Consider the following 15,985-nt stretch of genomic DNA (forward strand, 5'->3'; position numbering starts at 1 on the left):
CGTTATGGCAACATTAACTGCAAAGAACCTTGCAAAAGCCTATAAAGGCCGTCGTGTGGTTGAAGATGTCAGTCTGACCGTCAACTCCGGGGAGATTGTCGGTCTGCTCGGTCCTAACGGTGCAGGCAAGACAACAACCTTTTACATGGTAGTCGGCATTGTCCCGCGCGATGCGGGCAACATTATCATTGATGACGAAGACATCAGTCTGCTGCCTCTGCATGCGCGCGCGCGTCGCGGCATCGGCTACTTACCGCAGGAAGCGTCGATTTTCCGTCGCCTGAGCGTGTTTGATAACCTGATGGCGGTACTGCAAATTCGTGACGATCTGACCAGCGAGCAGCGGGAAGATCGCGCCAACGAACTGATGGAAGAATTCCACATCGAGCACCTGCGCGACAGCTTAGGTCAGTCGCTCTCCGGTGGTGAACGACGCCGCGTGGAGATCGCTCGCGCACTGGCCGCTAATCCGAAATTTATCCTGCTGGATGAACCGTTTGCCGGTGTTGACCCGATTTCTGTTATTGATATTAAACGGATCATCGAACACCTGCGCGACAGCGGCCTTGGCGTGCTGATTACCGACCATAACGTCCGCGAAACGCTGGCAGTGTGTGAGCGCGCCTATATCGTAAGTCAGGGGCACCTGATCGCGCACGGCACGCCAACAGAAATACTGCAGGATGAGCACGTTAAGCGCGTATACCTTGGGGAAGACTTCAGACTCTGATAGGGTAGAAGACTTCACGTCACTGCAGGAGAAAACAACTCTGAACATGAAGCAAGGTTTGCAACTCAGGCTTAGCCAACAACTGGCGATGACGCCTCAGCTACAACAGGCTATCCGTCTGTTGCAGCTGTCCACGCTGGAACTTCAGCAAGAACTTCAGCAAGCGCTGGAAAGTAACCCACTGCTCGAGCAAACCGATCTTCACGACGAAATTGATACCCAGGAAAAACAGGACAGCGAAACCCTCGACACCGCAGATGCACTCGAACAAAAAGAGATGCCTGAGGAGTTGCCGCTTGACGCCAGTTGGGATGAAATTTACACCGCCGGGACGCCTTCGGGCACCAGCGGAGATTACATCGACGACGAGCTGCCTGTGTATCAGGGTGAGACCACGCAATCACTACAGGATTACCTGATGTGGCAAGTGGAACTGACCCCGTTCTCGGATACCGATCGCGCCATTGCGACATCCATTGTAGATGCGGTAGACGAAACCGGTTATCTCACCGTGACCCTGGACGATATTCTCGAAAGCATGGGCGATGACGACGTCGGTATGGACGAAATCGAAGCTGTGCTTAAACGCGTTCAGCGCTTTGATCCCGTTGGCGTGGCCGCCAAAGATCTCCGCGACTGCTTACTGATCCAACTTTCGCAGTTTGATAAAGCCACGCCGTGGCTGGAAGAAGCGCGCCTGATCATCAGCGATCACCTCGATCTGTTAGCCAACCATGACTTCCGCACCCTGATGCGCGTGACCCGGCTGAAAGAAGACGTGCTGAAAGAAGCCGTCAATCTTATTCAGTCGCTGGATCCAAGACCTGGGCAATCGATCCAGACCGGCGAGCCGGAGTACGTCATTCCGGATGTGCTGGTGCGTAAGCATAACGATCGCTGGGTGGTCGAACTCAACGGCGACAGCATTCCGCGCTTACAGATTAACCAGCACTACGCCGCCATGTGCAATAGCGCGCGTAACGATGCCGACAGCCAGTTTATTCGTAGCAATCTGCAAGATGCGAAGTGGCTGATTAAAAGCCTGGAAAGCCGCAATGATACGTTGCTGCGCGTCAGTCGCTGCATCGTGGAGCAACAGCAAGCCTTCTTTGAGCAAGGCGAAGAGTATATGAAACCGATGGTACTGGCGGATATCGCCCAGGCCGTCGAGATGCACGAATCGACAATTTCCCGTGTGACCACGCAAAAGTATCTGCACAGTCCGCGCGGCATTTTTGAATTGAAGTATTTCTTTTCCAGTCACGTTAACACTGAAGGCGGAGGTGAAGCCTCATCCACAGCTATCCGTGCGCTGGTGAAGAAATTAATTGCTGCGGAAAACCCCGCGAAACCACTGAGTGACAGCAAGTTAACCTCTATGCTGTCAGAACAGGGTATCATGGTGGCGCGCCGCACCGTTGCGAAGTACCGAGAGTCTTTATCCATTCCGCCGTCTAACCAGCGCAAACAGCTGGTGTGACCCAACCGATAAGGAAGACACTATGCAGCTCAACATCACTGGAAATAACGTCGAAATCACTGAAGCCCTGCGCGATTTTGTGAATACAAAATTTGCCAAGCTCGAACAATATTTCGACCGGATTAATCAGGTCTATATTGTGTTGAAAGTGGAGAAGGTTACACATATCTCGGATGCAACACTGCATGTGAACGGTGGCGAAATTCATGCCAGCGCGGAAGGTCAGGATATGTACGCCGCCATTGACGGTTTAATTGATAAACTGGCTCGGCAGTTAACAAAACATAAAGATAAACTGAAACAGCACTAACTTGTCCGGGCAGTTAGCGGGTGCAGGACGGCCTGTTGTGTAGCACAACGGGCCATTTGTACAGTTAGCGCTTAGGTGAAATTATGACAAATAACGATACGACTCTACAACTGAGCACTGTTCTTAACCAGGAATGTACACGCGCAGGCGTTCACTGCCAAAGCAAGAAACGCGCACTGGAAATCATCAGCGAACTTGCGGCAAAACAGCTTAGCCTGCCTTCTCAGGTGGTATTTGAAGCCATTCTGACGCGTGAAAAAATGGGCAGTACCGGCATCGGTAATGGTATTGCTATCCCGCACGGAAAGCTGGAAGAAGACACGATGCGCGCGGTTGGTGTGTTTGTTCAACTCGAAACACCCATCGCCTTCGACGCCATTGATAATCAACCTGTCGATCTGCTTTTCGCCCTGCTGGTCCCGGCAGACCAAACCAAGACGCATTTGCATACGTTGTCACTGGTCGCAAAACGTCTGGCAGATAAAACCATCTGTCGTCGTCTGCGCGCCGCGCAGAGTGACCAGGAGTTGTATCAAATCATCACGGACACCGAAGGTGGACAGGATGAAGCATAACAACCCAATGGCATCCTTTTTTGTCGTTGTGAGGAGAAACAGTACATGGTACTGATGATCGTCAGCGGCCGTTCAGGGTCAGGTAAATCTGTCGCCCTGCGTGCGCTGGAAGATATGGGTTTTTACTGCGTGGATAACCTTCCCGTAGTGCTGTTGCCCGATCTGGCTCGTACACTGGCCGATCGCCAGATTTCTGCGGCCGTCAGCATTGATGTGCGCAACATGCCTGAGTCCCCGGAAATTTTTGAGCAGGCAATGAATAATCTGCCCGAGGGTTTCTCACCACAGCTGCTGTTCCTTGATGCAGACCGTAACACGCTGATTCGTCGCTACAGTGACACGCGCCGTTTACACCCGCTCTCCAGCAAGAACTTGTCTCTGGAAAGCGCTATCGATAAGGAAAGCGATTTGCTGGAGCCACTGCGCTCTCGCGCTGACCTGATCGTTGATACCTCCGAAATGTCCGTACACGAACTGGCGGAAATGTTACGTACCCGACTGCTGGGTAAACGTGAACGTGAATTGACGATGGTATTCGAATCCTTTGGTTTCAAACACGGTATCCCGATTGATGCGGATTACGTCTTTGACGTGCGCTTTCTGCCTAACCCACACTGGGATCCAAAGCTGCGCCCAATGACCGGTCTTGACCGCCCCGTCGCCGCATTCCTCGACAGGCACACAGAAGTACACAATTTTATTTACCAGACTCGCAGCTATCTTGAGCTATGGTTACCCATGCTGGAGACCAACAACCGTAGCTACCTTACCGTAGCCATCGGCTGTACCGGCGGGAAACACCGTTCGGTGTATATTGCTGAGCAGTTGGCAGACTACTTCCGCTCACGCGGTAAAAACGTGCAGTCACGCCATCGTACGCTGGAAAAACGTAAATCATGACCGTGAAGCAAACCGTTGAAATCACCAATAAGCTGGGCATGCATGCCCGCCCAGCGATGAAACTGTTTGAATTGATGCAGGGTTTCGAAGCAGAAGTTTTGCTGCGTAATGATGAAGGAACGGAAGCCGAGGCCAACAGCGTTATCGCTCTGCTGATGCTGGATTCAGCCAAAGGGCGTCAGATAGAAGTCGAAGCCACGGGACCACAGGAAGTAGAAGCCCTGGCCGCAGTGATTGCCCTGTTTAATTCAGGGTTTGATGAAGATTAATCGAGTACACAGAACGTAGCCAGTAGGCCGGATAAGGCGTTTACGCCGCATCCGGCAATAACTACGCTAATACAGCTTATTTTCCCGCATAAACGACTCACCACCTAACTGGCGCATTTGGCGCATAATCCAGGCCTGGCGGTTACGCACATAACCAGAAGGCGCATTCGCCTTAAAACGCAAAGGATTGGGCAATACTGCCGCCAGCAAGGCCGCTTCAGACAGGCTCAACCGACTGGCCGGTTTATGAAAATACCGTTGCGCCGCCGCCTCCACGCCAAATATCCCATCGCCAAACTCGGCGATATTCAAATAGACGGTCAGAATACGTTTCTTACTCCAGACGGTTTCCATACCCAGCGTTAGCCCGGCTTCAAGACCTTTACGCACCCAGCTACGTCCATCCCACAAAAAGAGGTTTTTCGCCGTCTGTTGCGATAACGTCGACGCCCCGCGAATGCGGTTTTCATTGCGTTCATTGTGCGCCAGCGCTTTCTCTATGGCGGTGACGTCAAACCCCCAGTGGTCTGGAAACTTCTGGTCCTCTGCAGCAATCACCGCCAGTCCCATCCACGGTGAGATCTCATCCATACTCACCCAGTCCGAGTGCGCTACATAGCCGAAATCACCGGACAGCCATGCGCCCAGCTGTCGCTCGACCATTACCGCCGAGAAAGGCACAGGCATCACGCTGAAAAGTGCGATGCCCCCGCCCCAGAATACGGCGAGGACAACCACCACCCGCAGAAAAATACGTCGCAGAAAGGCGGTTACTCCTTTTCTCATTCAGTCAGCACCAGCACACGCGATACCAGTTTATCGATGCCACTCGCAGCCTGAGCGATGTCCTGCGCCAGCATATAGGCAGGCGTGGTGACGATTTTGTTGTCTTCATCGACGACAATGTCATCAACCGGACAAGGCACATGCTCAGCGCCCATCTCTTCCAGCACCTCTGCCGTGTCGATATCAGTGCCGATGGTCAGACGCAGCGGGAAGTCAAAAATTTTAGGTAACATGGCAGGCGCAATGCACATAAACCCCAACGGCTTACCCGCCTGATGCATGGCCACCGCCAGCGCGGCTAAATCGCTGTCAACCCGGCATTCGCTGCCCTGACTGGCAAAATTGCTCAGATTTTTGGCCGCACCAAACCCACCCGGCACGATCAACGCATCCAGTTCCGATGAGACTGCCTGCGCAAGTGGGCGAATATCGCCACGTGTGATACGCGCGGCTTCAATCAGCACATTGCGAGTTTCCAGCATCGACTCGCCGGTCAGATGATTAATCACATCCGCTTGTTGTTTATCTGGTGCGAAACAGACAGCCTGAGCGCCGTTGCGGGTAATGGCCAGAAGCGTGAGAACAGTTTCATGGATCTCTGCACCGTCATACACGCCGCATCCGCTGAGCACTACACCCACTTTTTTCATCGCGATACTCCTTTTCTAAGCTGGCTGAAACATATTAGTTATTATGATTTAAATGCTACGCTTCACACATTTAACTGATTCATGTAACAAATTATTTAAGATTTGCTATCTTAACTGCGTGCGGCCTGAAAATTAGGGCTGCGCCCTTGTAAACAATGATAATAATTTACGGCGCAGCCACGATTTCCCTGGTGTTGGCGCAGTATTCGCGCACCCCGGTCAAGCCGGGGTCATTTTTTTTCCACACTCGCCACCCAGGCTTTTAATACTGCCACGTCGTGCTGCCACTCCTGCTTCATCTCTTCAATCCATTCAGCAACGTTATCTTCCCAGGCAGGAAGATCCGGCGACTGGATTTGCTGACCTAGCTGTTGCAGGTGACGCAGCCCCACTGAACCTGCTGCGCCTTTAATTTTATGGCCTTCCTCAACAACACCTTTTTTATCCCGTGCCGTCAGGTTGGACTCCAGCACGCTCAAATATCCCGGCATCATCTTCTCAAACACCGCCAGCCCGTCGGTAATTAACTTCGGTCCCACCAGCTCGAGGTATTGTTCCAACATAGGAATATCTAACAGCGCTTGCGATTTACTGCTTTCTTCAGATGTCACAGTGCTCTCCTCTTCGTTTCGGGTATCCCAGTATTTTTTGATCATGGCGGTTAGCGCCGGAACCGACAGCGGCTTACTCAGCACGTCGTCCATGCCTGCGTCAAGATACTCTTTTTTATCTTTCAGTACGTTGGCGGTGAGTGCAACCAGCGGTGGCAGATCTTCACGGGCGTATTTTTGCGTGAGCTCCCGCGAGATATCCAGACCGGTCATATCCGGTAGCTGAATATCCAACAACACCAGGTCATATTCACCCGGCGTAAACATTTCCAGCGCGGCTTTCCCGGTCATCGCGACATCCACGCTGTTGCCTAATTTTTCCAGCACGGAGCGCGCAACAATAACGTTCAGCTCAATGTCTTCTACCAGCAGCACATTCAGGGCTGGCAGCGGCAGTTCATCGTCTTCAAAAGCATCTTCAATCTCTTCCGCTACCGCAGGCGCATGCACAGTCAGCGTAAAGATGGAACCTTTTCCTGCCTGGCTGGAAACCGTAATATCACCGCCCATGTTTTTCGCCAGACGCTTCGACACGGCCAAACCAATCCCTGTCCCCGTAGCCGGTTTACCGCCGTTACTGTCCTTCACCTGATAATACATAGCGAAGATTTTATCCTGCTCATCCTGCGGAATGCCGATGCCGGAATCTTCAACTTCGAAATGCAGCATATTCCCCTGGTCATAGCGCGCCCGCACAGTCACCTGCCCCTGCTGGGTAAACTTCACGGCGTTGCTGATCAGATTCCATAGGATCTGACGCAGACGCGTTCCGTCGGTAATGACCTTATGCGGCAGCGGTAACGTCGGCTCAAGCACAAAGCGCAGCCCTTTTTGCTGCGCCTGTAGGCCAGAGAGGTTTTCCAGATCCGCCATAAAGCTGGTGAAATCGATTGGCTGGTTATCGAGCTGAACTTTACGTCGTTCCATCTTATCCATGTCGATAATATCGTTGAAAATATTCCCCAGCGTCACAGCAGAGACGTGGATTGTTTTCAGGTATTTTTCCTGCTCCGCGGTCAGATCCGTATCCAGCAGGATCCGGCTTAAGCCGACAATGCCGTTAAGCGGGGTGCGCAACTCGTGGCTGATGGTAGAAATAAAGGTGGTCTTATCGCGGCTGGCGCGCTCAAGCGCGTCCTGATAACGCTTACGCTCGGTAATATCGCGCCCAAAGCCCATCAGACCATGTCGCTTACCTACGCGGTCATAGTAAGGCACTTTGCGAATTTCAAAGCAGGCTTTGCGCCCGTCCGGGTAGTCCAGCCACTGTTCGTAGGTGAGCGAAACATTATGGCGGAACACCTTCTCGTCGGTCTCAATCACCTTTTCAGCCGCTTCAGGAGAGTAAACGTCAGCCGGTTTTAAGTTCACCAGCTGCTTTTCGCTTTTGCCGGTCAGCAGCTCCATGGCACGGTTACAGCCGGAAAACTCCTTATCTTCATTGCGATAAAAAACCAGATCCGGCGAGGCATCAAGGAAAGAGCGTAAAAAGGAAGACTGTTGCTCAAGCTGGATCTGCGCCTCTTCGCGCTCTTTGATTTCAACCTTCAGTTGCTCGAATGTTTCCTGGCGCTCTGTTTCGGCTTTTTCACGCTCAACAATTTCCTGATTGAGCTGGGCAATATTATCTTTCAGCTGCACATTGAGCTTGAGATCGCGCTCGCGCATCTCTTCCAGCTTTTGTACCAGTCGTGACAGGCGTTGCCGGGACTCCTCAAGTTGCTCCACCACCACAGACAAGAAATAGACGGCCCAGGGGGTAATTAACAGACCAAAAAAGATAGAACGGATGACATCAATGCTTTCTACCTGGCCATGCAGCACCATGGTGACAGCCATCTGCACCACAATTGCCAACACGACCAGAGCCAGCGCCAACAGCAGCGAAAAGCGCACCAGACCTAACTTCATCATCAGGTCGACGTAATATTGCGCCAGCATACGGATTTGCTTCATAGAGGGTTCCTTCACGACAACTTGGCACAATAATACTCAATTCTCAGCGTGACGTTGAAGATTGTGCAAGAAATGCGGAGGTTATCGGTGAAATGACCGCGGAGAGGCCATCGTAGGCCTGATAAGCAAAGCGCCATCAGGCAATGTGCGCCGGGCCGCCTGATGGCGCTTCGCTTATCAGGCCTACATGACTACGGAGAGTTAGTTCTCAGGCTGTACCCATGGCGTACCGAGCGCCGAGCCTTGCACACCGTACTTGTTAAGGTACTTATCCAGTTCGACCATCCCGGTCCAGCGGTTTTCACACCATAGCGGTGCCAACAGCGTTGGGCGGCGCGCGCTGGCGGAAATTCGATGATAAATCACCTCTGGCGGCGTATGACGGATCATCTCCCCGGCGGTAACCGTATAGTCGTCCAGTTCAATTCCGTTCAGCCGCCCGGCTTCCCAGGCTTTCGCCATCGTACTGCCTTTCACAATATGCAGCGGGTGCAGCTTAATACCGTCAACACCCGTCTCCACTACACGTTCCATGGTTTGCAGGCATTCTGCATGCCCTTCTCCCGGCAGACCGACAATCAGGTGCGAGCACACTTTCAGCCCACGCTCGCGTGCCAGTCGCGTAGTGCGTTGGTAGTAGGCAAAATCATGGCCACGGTTAATACGATGCAGGGTTTTGTCATGCGCGGTTTGCAAACCGAGTTCCAGCCATACCTCATAGCCGAGGTCTTTATACTCGCAAAGCAGATCGAGTACCGCATCCGGCACGCAGTCGGGGCGCGTCCCAACGCATAACCCGACGATACTGGCCTGGCTAACCGCCTGCTGATACATCGAACGCAGCACCTGCACTTCAGCAAAGGTGCTGGTATAGGCCTGGAAATAGGCCAGATAGCGTTTCGCGCGATTGACCAGATGCGCCTGATGCTCAAGCTGCTCGGCAATAGAATGGTGCTGCTGTGCTTCATCGGCAAACGAGGCGACATTGCAGAAAGTACACCCGCCACGTCCGATGGTGCCATCACGATTTGGACAGCTAAAGCCGCCGTGAAGCGTGAGTTTATGAACCTTTTGCCCGTAACGGCGAGAAAGATCCCCACCAAACATATTGACTAATTTCTGTAACTGCATAATCTGATAGACCGCGCCTTGAAAAGAGGCCAAAGCCTGCCATTTTTTGCCCCAGTCGGCGATGACCTGGATCAATCGCCCTGGCGTGCTTTTATTCATTGCATAACAAATCAAAATAATCGAAATTTCATTCATTCAAAATGAAATTACTTTTCCTTATATCCGACTGTTTTTTTTATCTTCTTATACTCTCAGCATAAAAACAGTATCTTTAAGACGCCAAAACTCCAAAAACCAGCATAAAATGCCAAGCATAGCGATAAACAAAGGGAGGACGGGGGATATACAGCCTTTCTTACAGTGAGACAGATCACACTTCGCTCCCCATCCCCCTTGCGTTAAATCAATGTAAAAAAGCCTTAAATTTCAACATATTCATAAAGTTAATCGCCCTATAGCACATTTTTGCATAAATAAGATTGCCATTTGACCTGTGTGTGGATTCCCGATAACGTGGAAATCCGCTGGAAGCTTTCTGGATGAGCAGCCTGCTCATCATATTTATGCAGTAATTGAGATTCCCTCTGAAGCAAGTCCTCAAACTTGTTTGACCTATGCGAAAAGGATATAGAGGGCGAATGCGAGGTAAGCGTATGACACGCAAACCCCGTCGCCATGCTCTTGGTGTGCCCGTGCGCAACGGTCCAGATGGGAATCCCGCAGAGCCTGGGGAGGTTCACTGATATGTTGTACGATAAATCCCTTGAGAGGGATAACTGTGGTTTCGGCCTGATCGCCCACATAGAAGGCGAACCTAGCCACAAGGTAGTGCGTACCGCCATACACGCACTGGCCCGCATGCAGCACCGTGGCGCAATTCTAGCCGATGGTAAAACCGGCGATGGTTGCGGTTTGCTGTTACAAAAACCTGACCGCTTTTTCCGCATCGTGGCGCAAGAGCGCGGCTGGCGTTTAGCTAAAAACTATGCCGTCGGCATGATCTTTTTAAATAAAGACGCTGAACTGGCTGCAGCTTCTCGTCGCATTGTCGAAGAAGAATTACAGCAGGAGACCCTGTCGATTGTCGGCTGGCGCGACGTGCCGACCAACGAAGGTGTTCTCGGTGAAATCGCCCTCTCCTCCCTGCCTCGTATCGAGCAAATTTTTGTCAACGCCCCTGCGGGCTGGCGTCCGCGTGATATGGAGCGCCGCCTGTTCATCGCGCGCCGTCGCATCGAAAAACGCCTCCAGGACGATAAAGACTTCTACGTCTGTAGCTTGTCGAACCTGGTCAATATCTATAAAGGTCTGTGTATGCCGGCGGATCTGCCGCGCTTTTACCTGGACCTGGCGGATCTGCGTCTGGAATCGGCCATCTGCCTGTTCCACCAGCGCTTCTCCACCAATACCGTACCGCGCTGGCCGCTGGCGCAACCGTTCCGCTACCTGGCGCATAACGGTGAAATCAACACCATCACCGGCAACCGCCAGTGGGCACGCGCACGTACCTATAAATTCCAGACGCCACTGATCCCAGACCTGCACGACGCCGCACCGTTCGTTAACGAAACCGGCTCCGACTCCAGCTCAATGGATAACATGCTGGAACTGCTGCTGGCTGGCGGGATGGACATTATCCGTGCCATGCGTTTACTGGTGCCGCCGGCCTGGCAGAACAACCCGGATATGGACCCGGAGCTGCGCGCGTTCTTTGACTTTAACTCCATGCACATGGAGCCGTGGGATGGCCCGGCGGGCATTGTTATGTCCGACGGCCGTTTTGCCGCCTGTAACCTTGACCGTAACGGCCTGCGTCCGGCGCGCTACGTCATCACCAAAGACAAGCTAATTACCTGTGCCTCTGAAGTTGGGATCTGGGATTATCAGCCGGATGAAGTCGTCGAGAAAGGTCGCGTCGGCCCTGGCGAGCTGATGGTTATCGATACCCGCAGCGGGCGCATTCTGCACTCCGCCGAAACCGATGACGATCTGAAAAGCCGCCATCCGTACAAAGAGTGGATGGAGAAGAACGTCCGCCGTCTGGTGCCGTTCGAAGACCTCGCAGACGATCAGGTCGGCAGCCGCGAACTGGACGATGACACGCTCGCCAGCTATCAGAAACAGTTTAACTACAGTGCCGAAGAGCTGGATTCCGTGATCCGCGTGCTCGGTGAAAACGGTCAGGAAGCGGTCGGCTCAATGGGTGATGATACCCCGTTTGCGGTGCTCTCAAGCCAGCCACGCATCATTTATGACTACTTCCGCCAGCAGTTCGCGCAGGTGACTAACCCGCCGATCGACCCGCTGCGTGAAGCGCATGTTATGTCGCTGGCCACCAGCATCGGTCGTGAGATGAACGTCTTCTGCGAAGCCGAAGGTCAGGCACACCGCCTGAGCTTTAAATCGCCGATCCTGCTGTACTCCGATTTCACCCAGCTCACCACCATGAAAGAGGAGCATTACCGCGCCGACCGCCTGGATATCACCTTCGACGTGACCGAAACCACGCTCGAAGAGACCGTCAAAGCATTGTGCGATAAGGCGGAACAGATGGTGCGTAACGGTACTGTGCTGCTGGTGCTCTCTGACCGTAACATCGCGAAAAACCGCCTGCCGGTTCCTGCACCGATGGCCGTAGGCGCAGTGCAAACGCGTCTGGTAGAACAAAGTCTGCGTTGCGACGCCAACATCATCGTTGAAACCGCCAGTGCCCGCGACCCGCACCATTTTGCTGTCCTGCTCGGCTTTGGCGCGACGGCCATTTATCCGTATCTCGCGTATGAAACGCTGGGACGACTGATCGACACTCAGGCGATTGCCAAAGATTACCGGACCGTGATGCTGAACTACCGTAACGGCATCAACAAAGGTCTGTACAAAATCATGTCCAAAATGGGCATCTCGACCATTGCCTCTTACCGCTGCTCGAAGCTGTTTGAAGCCGTTGGTCTGCACGATGATGTCGTGGCGCTGTGCTTCCAGGGCGTGGTCAGCCGCATCAGCGGCGCAGGGTTTAGCGACTTCCAGCAGGATCTGCTGAACCTCTCCAAACATGCATGGCTGGCACGTAAACCTATCAACCAGGGCGGTTTGCTCAAATACGTCCACGGCGGCGAATACCATGCCTACAACCCGGACGTGGTGCGCACGCTGCAACAGGCGGTACAAAGCGGCGAGTACAGCGACTATCAGGAATATGCCAAGCTGGTCAATGAGCGTCCGGCGGCCACGCTGCGCGATCTGCTGGCGATTACGCCTGGCGATGAAGCCGTAAGCATTAGCGAAGTAGAACCCGCGACCGAACTGTTTAAACGCTTTGATACCGCAGCTATGTCCATCGGCGCATTAAGCCCCGAAGCACACGAAGCGCTGGCCGAAGCCATGAACAGCATCGGCGGCAACTCGAACTCCGGTGAAGGCGGCGAAGACCCGGCGCGCTATGGCACCAATAAAGTGTCGCGCATTAAGCAGGTTGCTTCCGGTCGCTTTGGCGTAACCCCGGCGTATCTTGTCAACGCCGATGTCATCCAGATTAAAGTCGCTCAGGGCGCAAAACCTGGCGAAGGCGGTCAGTTACCGGGTGATAAAGTCACCCCGTACATCGCCAAACTGCGCTATTCGGTACCGGGCGTGACGCTGATCTCCCCGCCGCCGCACCACGATATTTACTCTATCGAAGACTTAGCGCAGCTGATTTTCGACCTCAAACAGGTCAACCCGAAAGCGATGATCTCCGTGAAGCTGGTTTCCGAACCAGGTGTTGGCACCATCGCCACAGGCGTGGCGAAAGCCTATGCGGACCTGATCACCATTGCTGGCTACGATGGCGGTACCGGCGCAAGCCCGCTCTCCTCGGTGAAATATGCGGGCTGCCCGTGGGAACTCGGTCTGGTGGAAACCCAGCAGGCGCTGGTCGCTAACGGTCTGCGTCACAAGATTCGTCTGCAGGTTGATGGCGGTCTGAAAACCGGTGTCGATATCATTAAAGCGGCGATTCTGGGTGCGGAAAGCTTCGGCTTCGGTACCGGTCCAATGGTGGCGCTGGGCTGTAAATACCTGCGTATTTGCCACCTGAACAACTGCGCAACCGGCGTGGCGACTCAGGATGACAAACTGCGTAAGAATCACTATCACGGCCTGCCGTTCAAAGTGACTAACTACTTTGAATTTATCGCCCGCGAAGTCCGTGAGCTGATGGCGCAACTGGGTGTGAAGCGTCTGGTGGATCTGATTGGTCGTACCGACCTGCTCAAAGAGCTGGAAGGGTTTACCGCCAAGCAACAGAAACTGGAACTGTCTCGTCTGCTGGAAACCGCCGAACCGCATCCGGGTAAAGCGCTGCATTGCACCGAGAACAACCCGCCGTTTGATAACGGCGTGCTGAACGCTCAGTTGTTACAGCAAGCGAAACCGTTTGTCGACGAGCGCCAGAGTAAAACCTTCTGGTTCGATATCCGCAACACCGACCGTTCCGTTGGCGCGTCGCTGTCGGGCTATATCGCGCAAACGCATGGCGATCAGGGGCTGGCGTCTGACCCAATCAAAGCGCACTTCAGCGGTACCGCAGGCCAGAGCTTCGGCGTGTGGAACGCGGGCGGCGTGGAGTTGTATCTGACCGGTGATGCCAACGACTATGTCGGTAAAGGTATGGCGGGCGGTCTGCTGGCAGTGCGTCCTCCGGTTGGCTCTGCTTTCCGTAGCCATGAGGCGAGCATCATTGGTAACACCTGTCTGTATGGCGCCACCGGTGGCCGCCTGTTTGCCGCGGGTCGTGCAGGTGAGCGCTTTGCAGTACGTAACTCCGGCGCAATCACCGTGGTTGAAGGTATTGGCGACAACGGCTGCGAATATATGACCGGCGGCATCGTCTGTATTCTCGGAAAAACGGGCGTCAACTTCGGAGCGGGTATGACGGGTGGATTCGCCTACGTGCTCGACGAAGACGGTGAGTTCCGCAAACGCGTGAACCCGGAACTGGTAGAAGTGCTGAACGTGGACTCGCTGGCTATCCACGAGGAACACCTGCGCGGTTTGATTACCGAGCACGTACAGCATACCGGCTCTTCACACGGCGAAGAGATCCTGGCTAACTGGCCAGCATTCTCGGCGAAATTCGCGCTGGTAAAACCAAAATCCAGTGATGTGAAAGCACTGTTGGGTCACCGTAGTCGTAGCGCAGCAGAGCTGCGTGTGCAGGCGCAGTAAGGGGTAGCAGCAATGAGTCAGAACGTATACCAATTTATCGACCTGCAGCGCGTTGATCCGCCTAAGAAGCCGCTGAAGATCCGTAAGATCGAGTTTATCGAGATCTACGAGCCATTTTCCGAAGGCCAGGCCAAAGCACAGGCAGACCGCTGCCTGTCCTGCGGTAACCCGTACTGCGAGTGGAAGTGTCCGGTGCATAACTACATCCCGAACTGGCTGAAACTGGCGAACGAGGGGCGTATTTTTGAAGCGGCAGAACTGTCGCACCAGACCAACACTCTGCCGGAAGTCTGTGGCCGCGTGTGCCCGCAGGATCGTCTGTGTGAAGGATCCTGTACGCTGAACGATGAGTTCGGCGCGGTGACTATCGGTAACATCGAGCGCTATATCAACGATAAAGCATTCGAAATGGGCTGGCGCCCGGATATGACTGGCGTGCGTCAAACCGACAAGCGCGTGGCGATCATCGGTGCCGGTCCGGCAGGCCTGGCCTGTGCTGATGTGCTGACCCGCAACGGCGTGAAGGCGGTGGTATTTGACCGCCACCCGGAAATCGGCGGTCTGCTGACCTTCGGTATTCCAGCCTTCAAACTGGAAAAAGAGGTGATGACCCGCCGTCGTGAAATCTTCACCGGTATGGGCATTGAGTTCAAATTGAACGTGGAAGTGGGCCGCGATGTACAGCTTGACGATCTGCTGAAAGATTATGACGCCGTGTTCCTTGGCGTAGGTACCTATCAGTCGATGCGCGGTGGGCTGGAAAACGAAGACGCTTCCGGTGTGTTTGATGCCCTGCCGTTCCTGATCGCCAATACCAAACAGTTGATGGGCTTTGGCGAAAGCAGCGACGAGCCGTACATCAGCATGGAAGGCAAACGCGTCGTCGTTCTCGGCGGTGGCGATACCGCGATGGACTGCGTGCGCACCTCGGTTCGCCAGAACGCAGCACATGTCATCTGCGCTTATCGTCGTGACGAAGAGAACATGCCGGGTTCCAAACGCGAAGTGAAAAATGCGCGTGAAGAAGGCGTCGAATTCCAGTTCAACGTCCAGCCTTTAGGCGTGGAAGTGAACGCCAACGGTAAGGTATGCGGTGTGAAAATGGCGCGTACCGAAATGGGTGAACCGGATGCGAAGGGCCGTCGCCGTGCGGAGATCGTCGCCGGTTCCGAACACGTTGTTCCGGCAGATGCGGTGGTACTGGCGTTTGGCTTCCGTCCGCACAGTATGGAGTGGCTGGCAAAACACAGCGTCGAACTGGATTCTCAGGGCCGCATTATTGCTCCAGAGCGCAGCGACAACGCCTTCCAGACCAGCAACCCGAAAATCTTCGCCGGTGGCGACATCGTGCGCGGTTCGGATCTGGTAGTCACCGCGATTGCCGAAGGTCGTAAAGCGGCAGACGGTATCCTGAACTACCTGGAAGTGTAATACAGCCTCTT

Annotated in this window: 12 protein-coding genes; 8 read left to right on the forward strand and 4 right to left on the reverse strand. The window is 53.9% G+C overall.

What is annotated here, in order from left to right:
• Positions 1-4 precede the first annotated feature (4 nt).
• The 6 genes from lptB (at position 5) to npr (ending at position 4,264) form a co-directional block, all read left to right on the forward strand.
• Entirely contained in the window at positions 5-730 is a 726-nt protein-coding gene (gene lptB, locus OGY08_RS13945; protein WP_003828761.1) for an LPS export ABC transporter ATP-binding protein, read from the forward strand.
• Positions 731-776: 46 nt separating this feature from the next.
• Positions 777-2,210: an RNA polymerase factor sigma-54 gene (gene rpoN, locus OGY08_RS13950; RefSeq protein ID WP_008785934.1), complete on the forward strand. Its 1,434-nt coding sequence runs from the start codon at positions 777-779 to the stop codon at positions 2,208-2,210.
• Positions 2,211-2,232: 22 nt separating this feature from the next.
• The gene (gene hpf / locus OGY08_RS13955; RefSeq protein ID WP_003025078.1) at positions 2,233-2,520 is read left to right on the forward strand and encodes a ribosome hibernation promoting factor; all 288 of its coding nucleotides are present in this window, start codon (positions 2,233-2,235) and stop codon (positions 2,518-2,520) included.
• Positions 2,521-2,603: 83 nt separating this feature from the next.
• Complete coding sequence (gene ptsN / locus OGY08_RS13960) at positions 2,604-3,095, forward strand: PTS IIA-like nitrogen regulatory protein PtsN (RefSeq protein WP_003025083.1); 492 nt, start codon at positions 2,604-2,606, stop codon at positions 3,093-3,095.
• Positions 3,096-3,140: 45 nt separating this feature from the next.
• Positions 3,141-3,995 (forward strand): RNase adapter RapZ, encoded by an 855-nt coding sequence (gene rapZ, locus OGY08_RS13965; RefSeq protein WP_003025085.1) that lies wholly within the window; start codon positions 3,141-3,143, stop codon positions 3,993-3,995.
• Positions 3,992-4,264, forward strand: a complete 273-nt coding sequence (gene npr / locus OGY08_RS13970) for a PTS phosphocarrier protein NPr (RefSeq protein ID WP_003828770.1) — start codon at positions 3,992-3,994, stop codon at positions 4,262-4,264. The genes rapZ and npr overlap by 4 nt, the downstream gene beginning before the upstream one ends.
• 66 nt (positions 4,265-4,330) lie before the next feature.
• Here the strand turns inward: npr and mtgA are convergent, their stop codons facing one another.
• The 4 genes from mtgA to mnmL form a co-directional block, all read right to left on the reverse strand.
• Positions 4,331-5,050 carry a monofunctional biosynthetic peptidoglycan transglycosylase gene (mtgA, locus tag OGY08_RS13975; protein WP_003828772.1) on the reverse strand — a complete coding sequence of 240 codons (720 nt, stop codon included), beginning with the start codon at positions 5,048-5,050 and terminating at the stop codon, positions 4,331-4,333.
• The gene (gene elbB, locus OGY08_RS13980) at positions 5,047-5,700 is read right to left on the reverse strand and encodes an isoprenoid biosynthesis glyoxalase ElbB (protein ID WP_032945124.1); all 654 of its coding nucleotides are present in this window, start codon (positions 5,698-5,700) and stop codon (positions 5,047-5,049) included. Before elbB ends, mtgA begins: the two co-directional genes overlap by 4 nt.
• A 230-nt stretch (positions 5,701-5,930) precedes the next feature.
• Positions 5,931-8,267, reverse strand: coding sequence for an aerobic respiration two-component sensor histidine kinase ArcB (gene arcB, locus OGY08_RS13985; RefSeq protein ID WP_219013511.1), 2,337 nt, complete (start codon positions 8,265-8,267; stop codon positions 5,931-5,933).
• Positions 8,268-8,468: 201 nt separating this feature from the next.
• The gene (mnmL, locus tag OGY08_RS13990) at positions 8,469-9,398 is read right to left on the reverse strand and encodes a tRNA modification radical SAM protein MnmL/YtqA (RefSeq protein WP_125362935.1); all 930 of its coding nucleotides are present in this window, start codon (positions 9,396-9,398) and stop codon (positions 8,469-8,471) included.
• A 684-nt stretch (positions 9,399-10,082) separates the two neighbouring features.
• On the opposite strand from mnmL, the gene gltB reads away from it, so the two are divergent.
• Complete coding sequence (gene gltB / locus OGY08_RS13995) at positions 10,083-14,543, forward strand: glutamate synthase large subunit (RefSeq protein ID WP_125362924.1); 4,461 nt, start codon at positions 10,083-10,085, stop codon at positions 14,541-14,543.
• A gap of 12 nt (positions 14,544-14,555) precedes the next feature.
• Positions 14,556-15,974, forward strand: coding sequence for a glutamate synthase small subunit (locus OGY08_RS14000; RefSeq protein WP_008785940.1), 1,419 nt, complete (start codon positions 14,556-14,558; stop codon positions 15,972-15,974).
• Positions 15,975-15,985 lie beyond the last annotated feature (11 nt).

It is taken from the genome of Citrobacter sp. Cpo069, from assembly GCF_030332785.1.
GTDB classification, from domain to species: Bacteria; Pseudomonadota; Gammaproteobacteria; order Enterobacterales; family Enterobacteriaceae; genus Citrobacter; species Citrobacter portucalensis.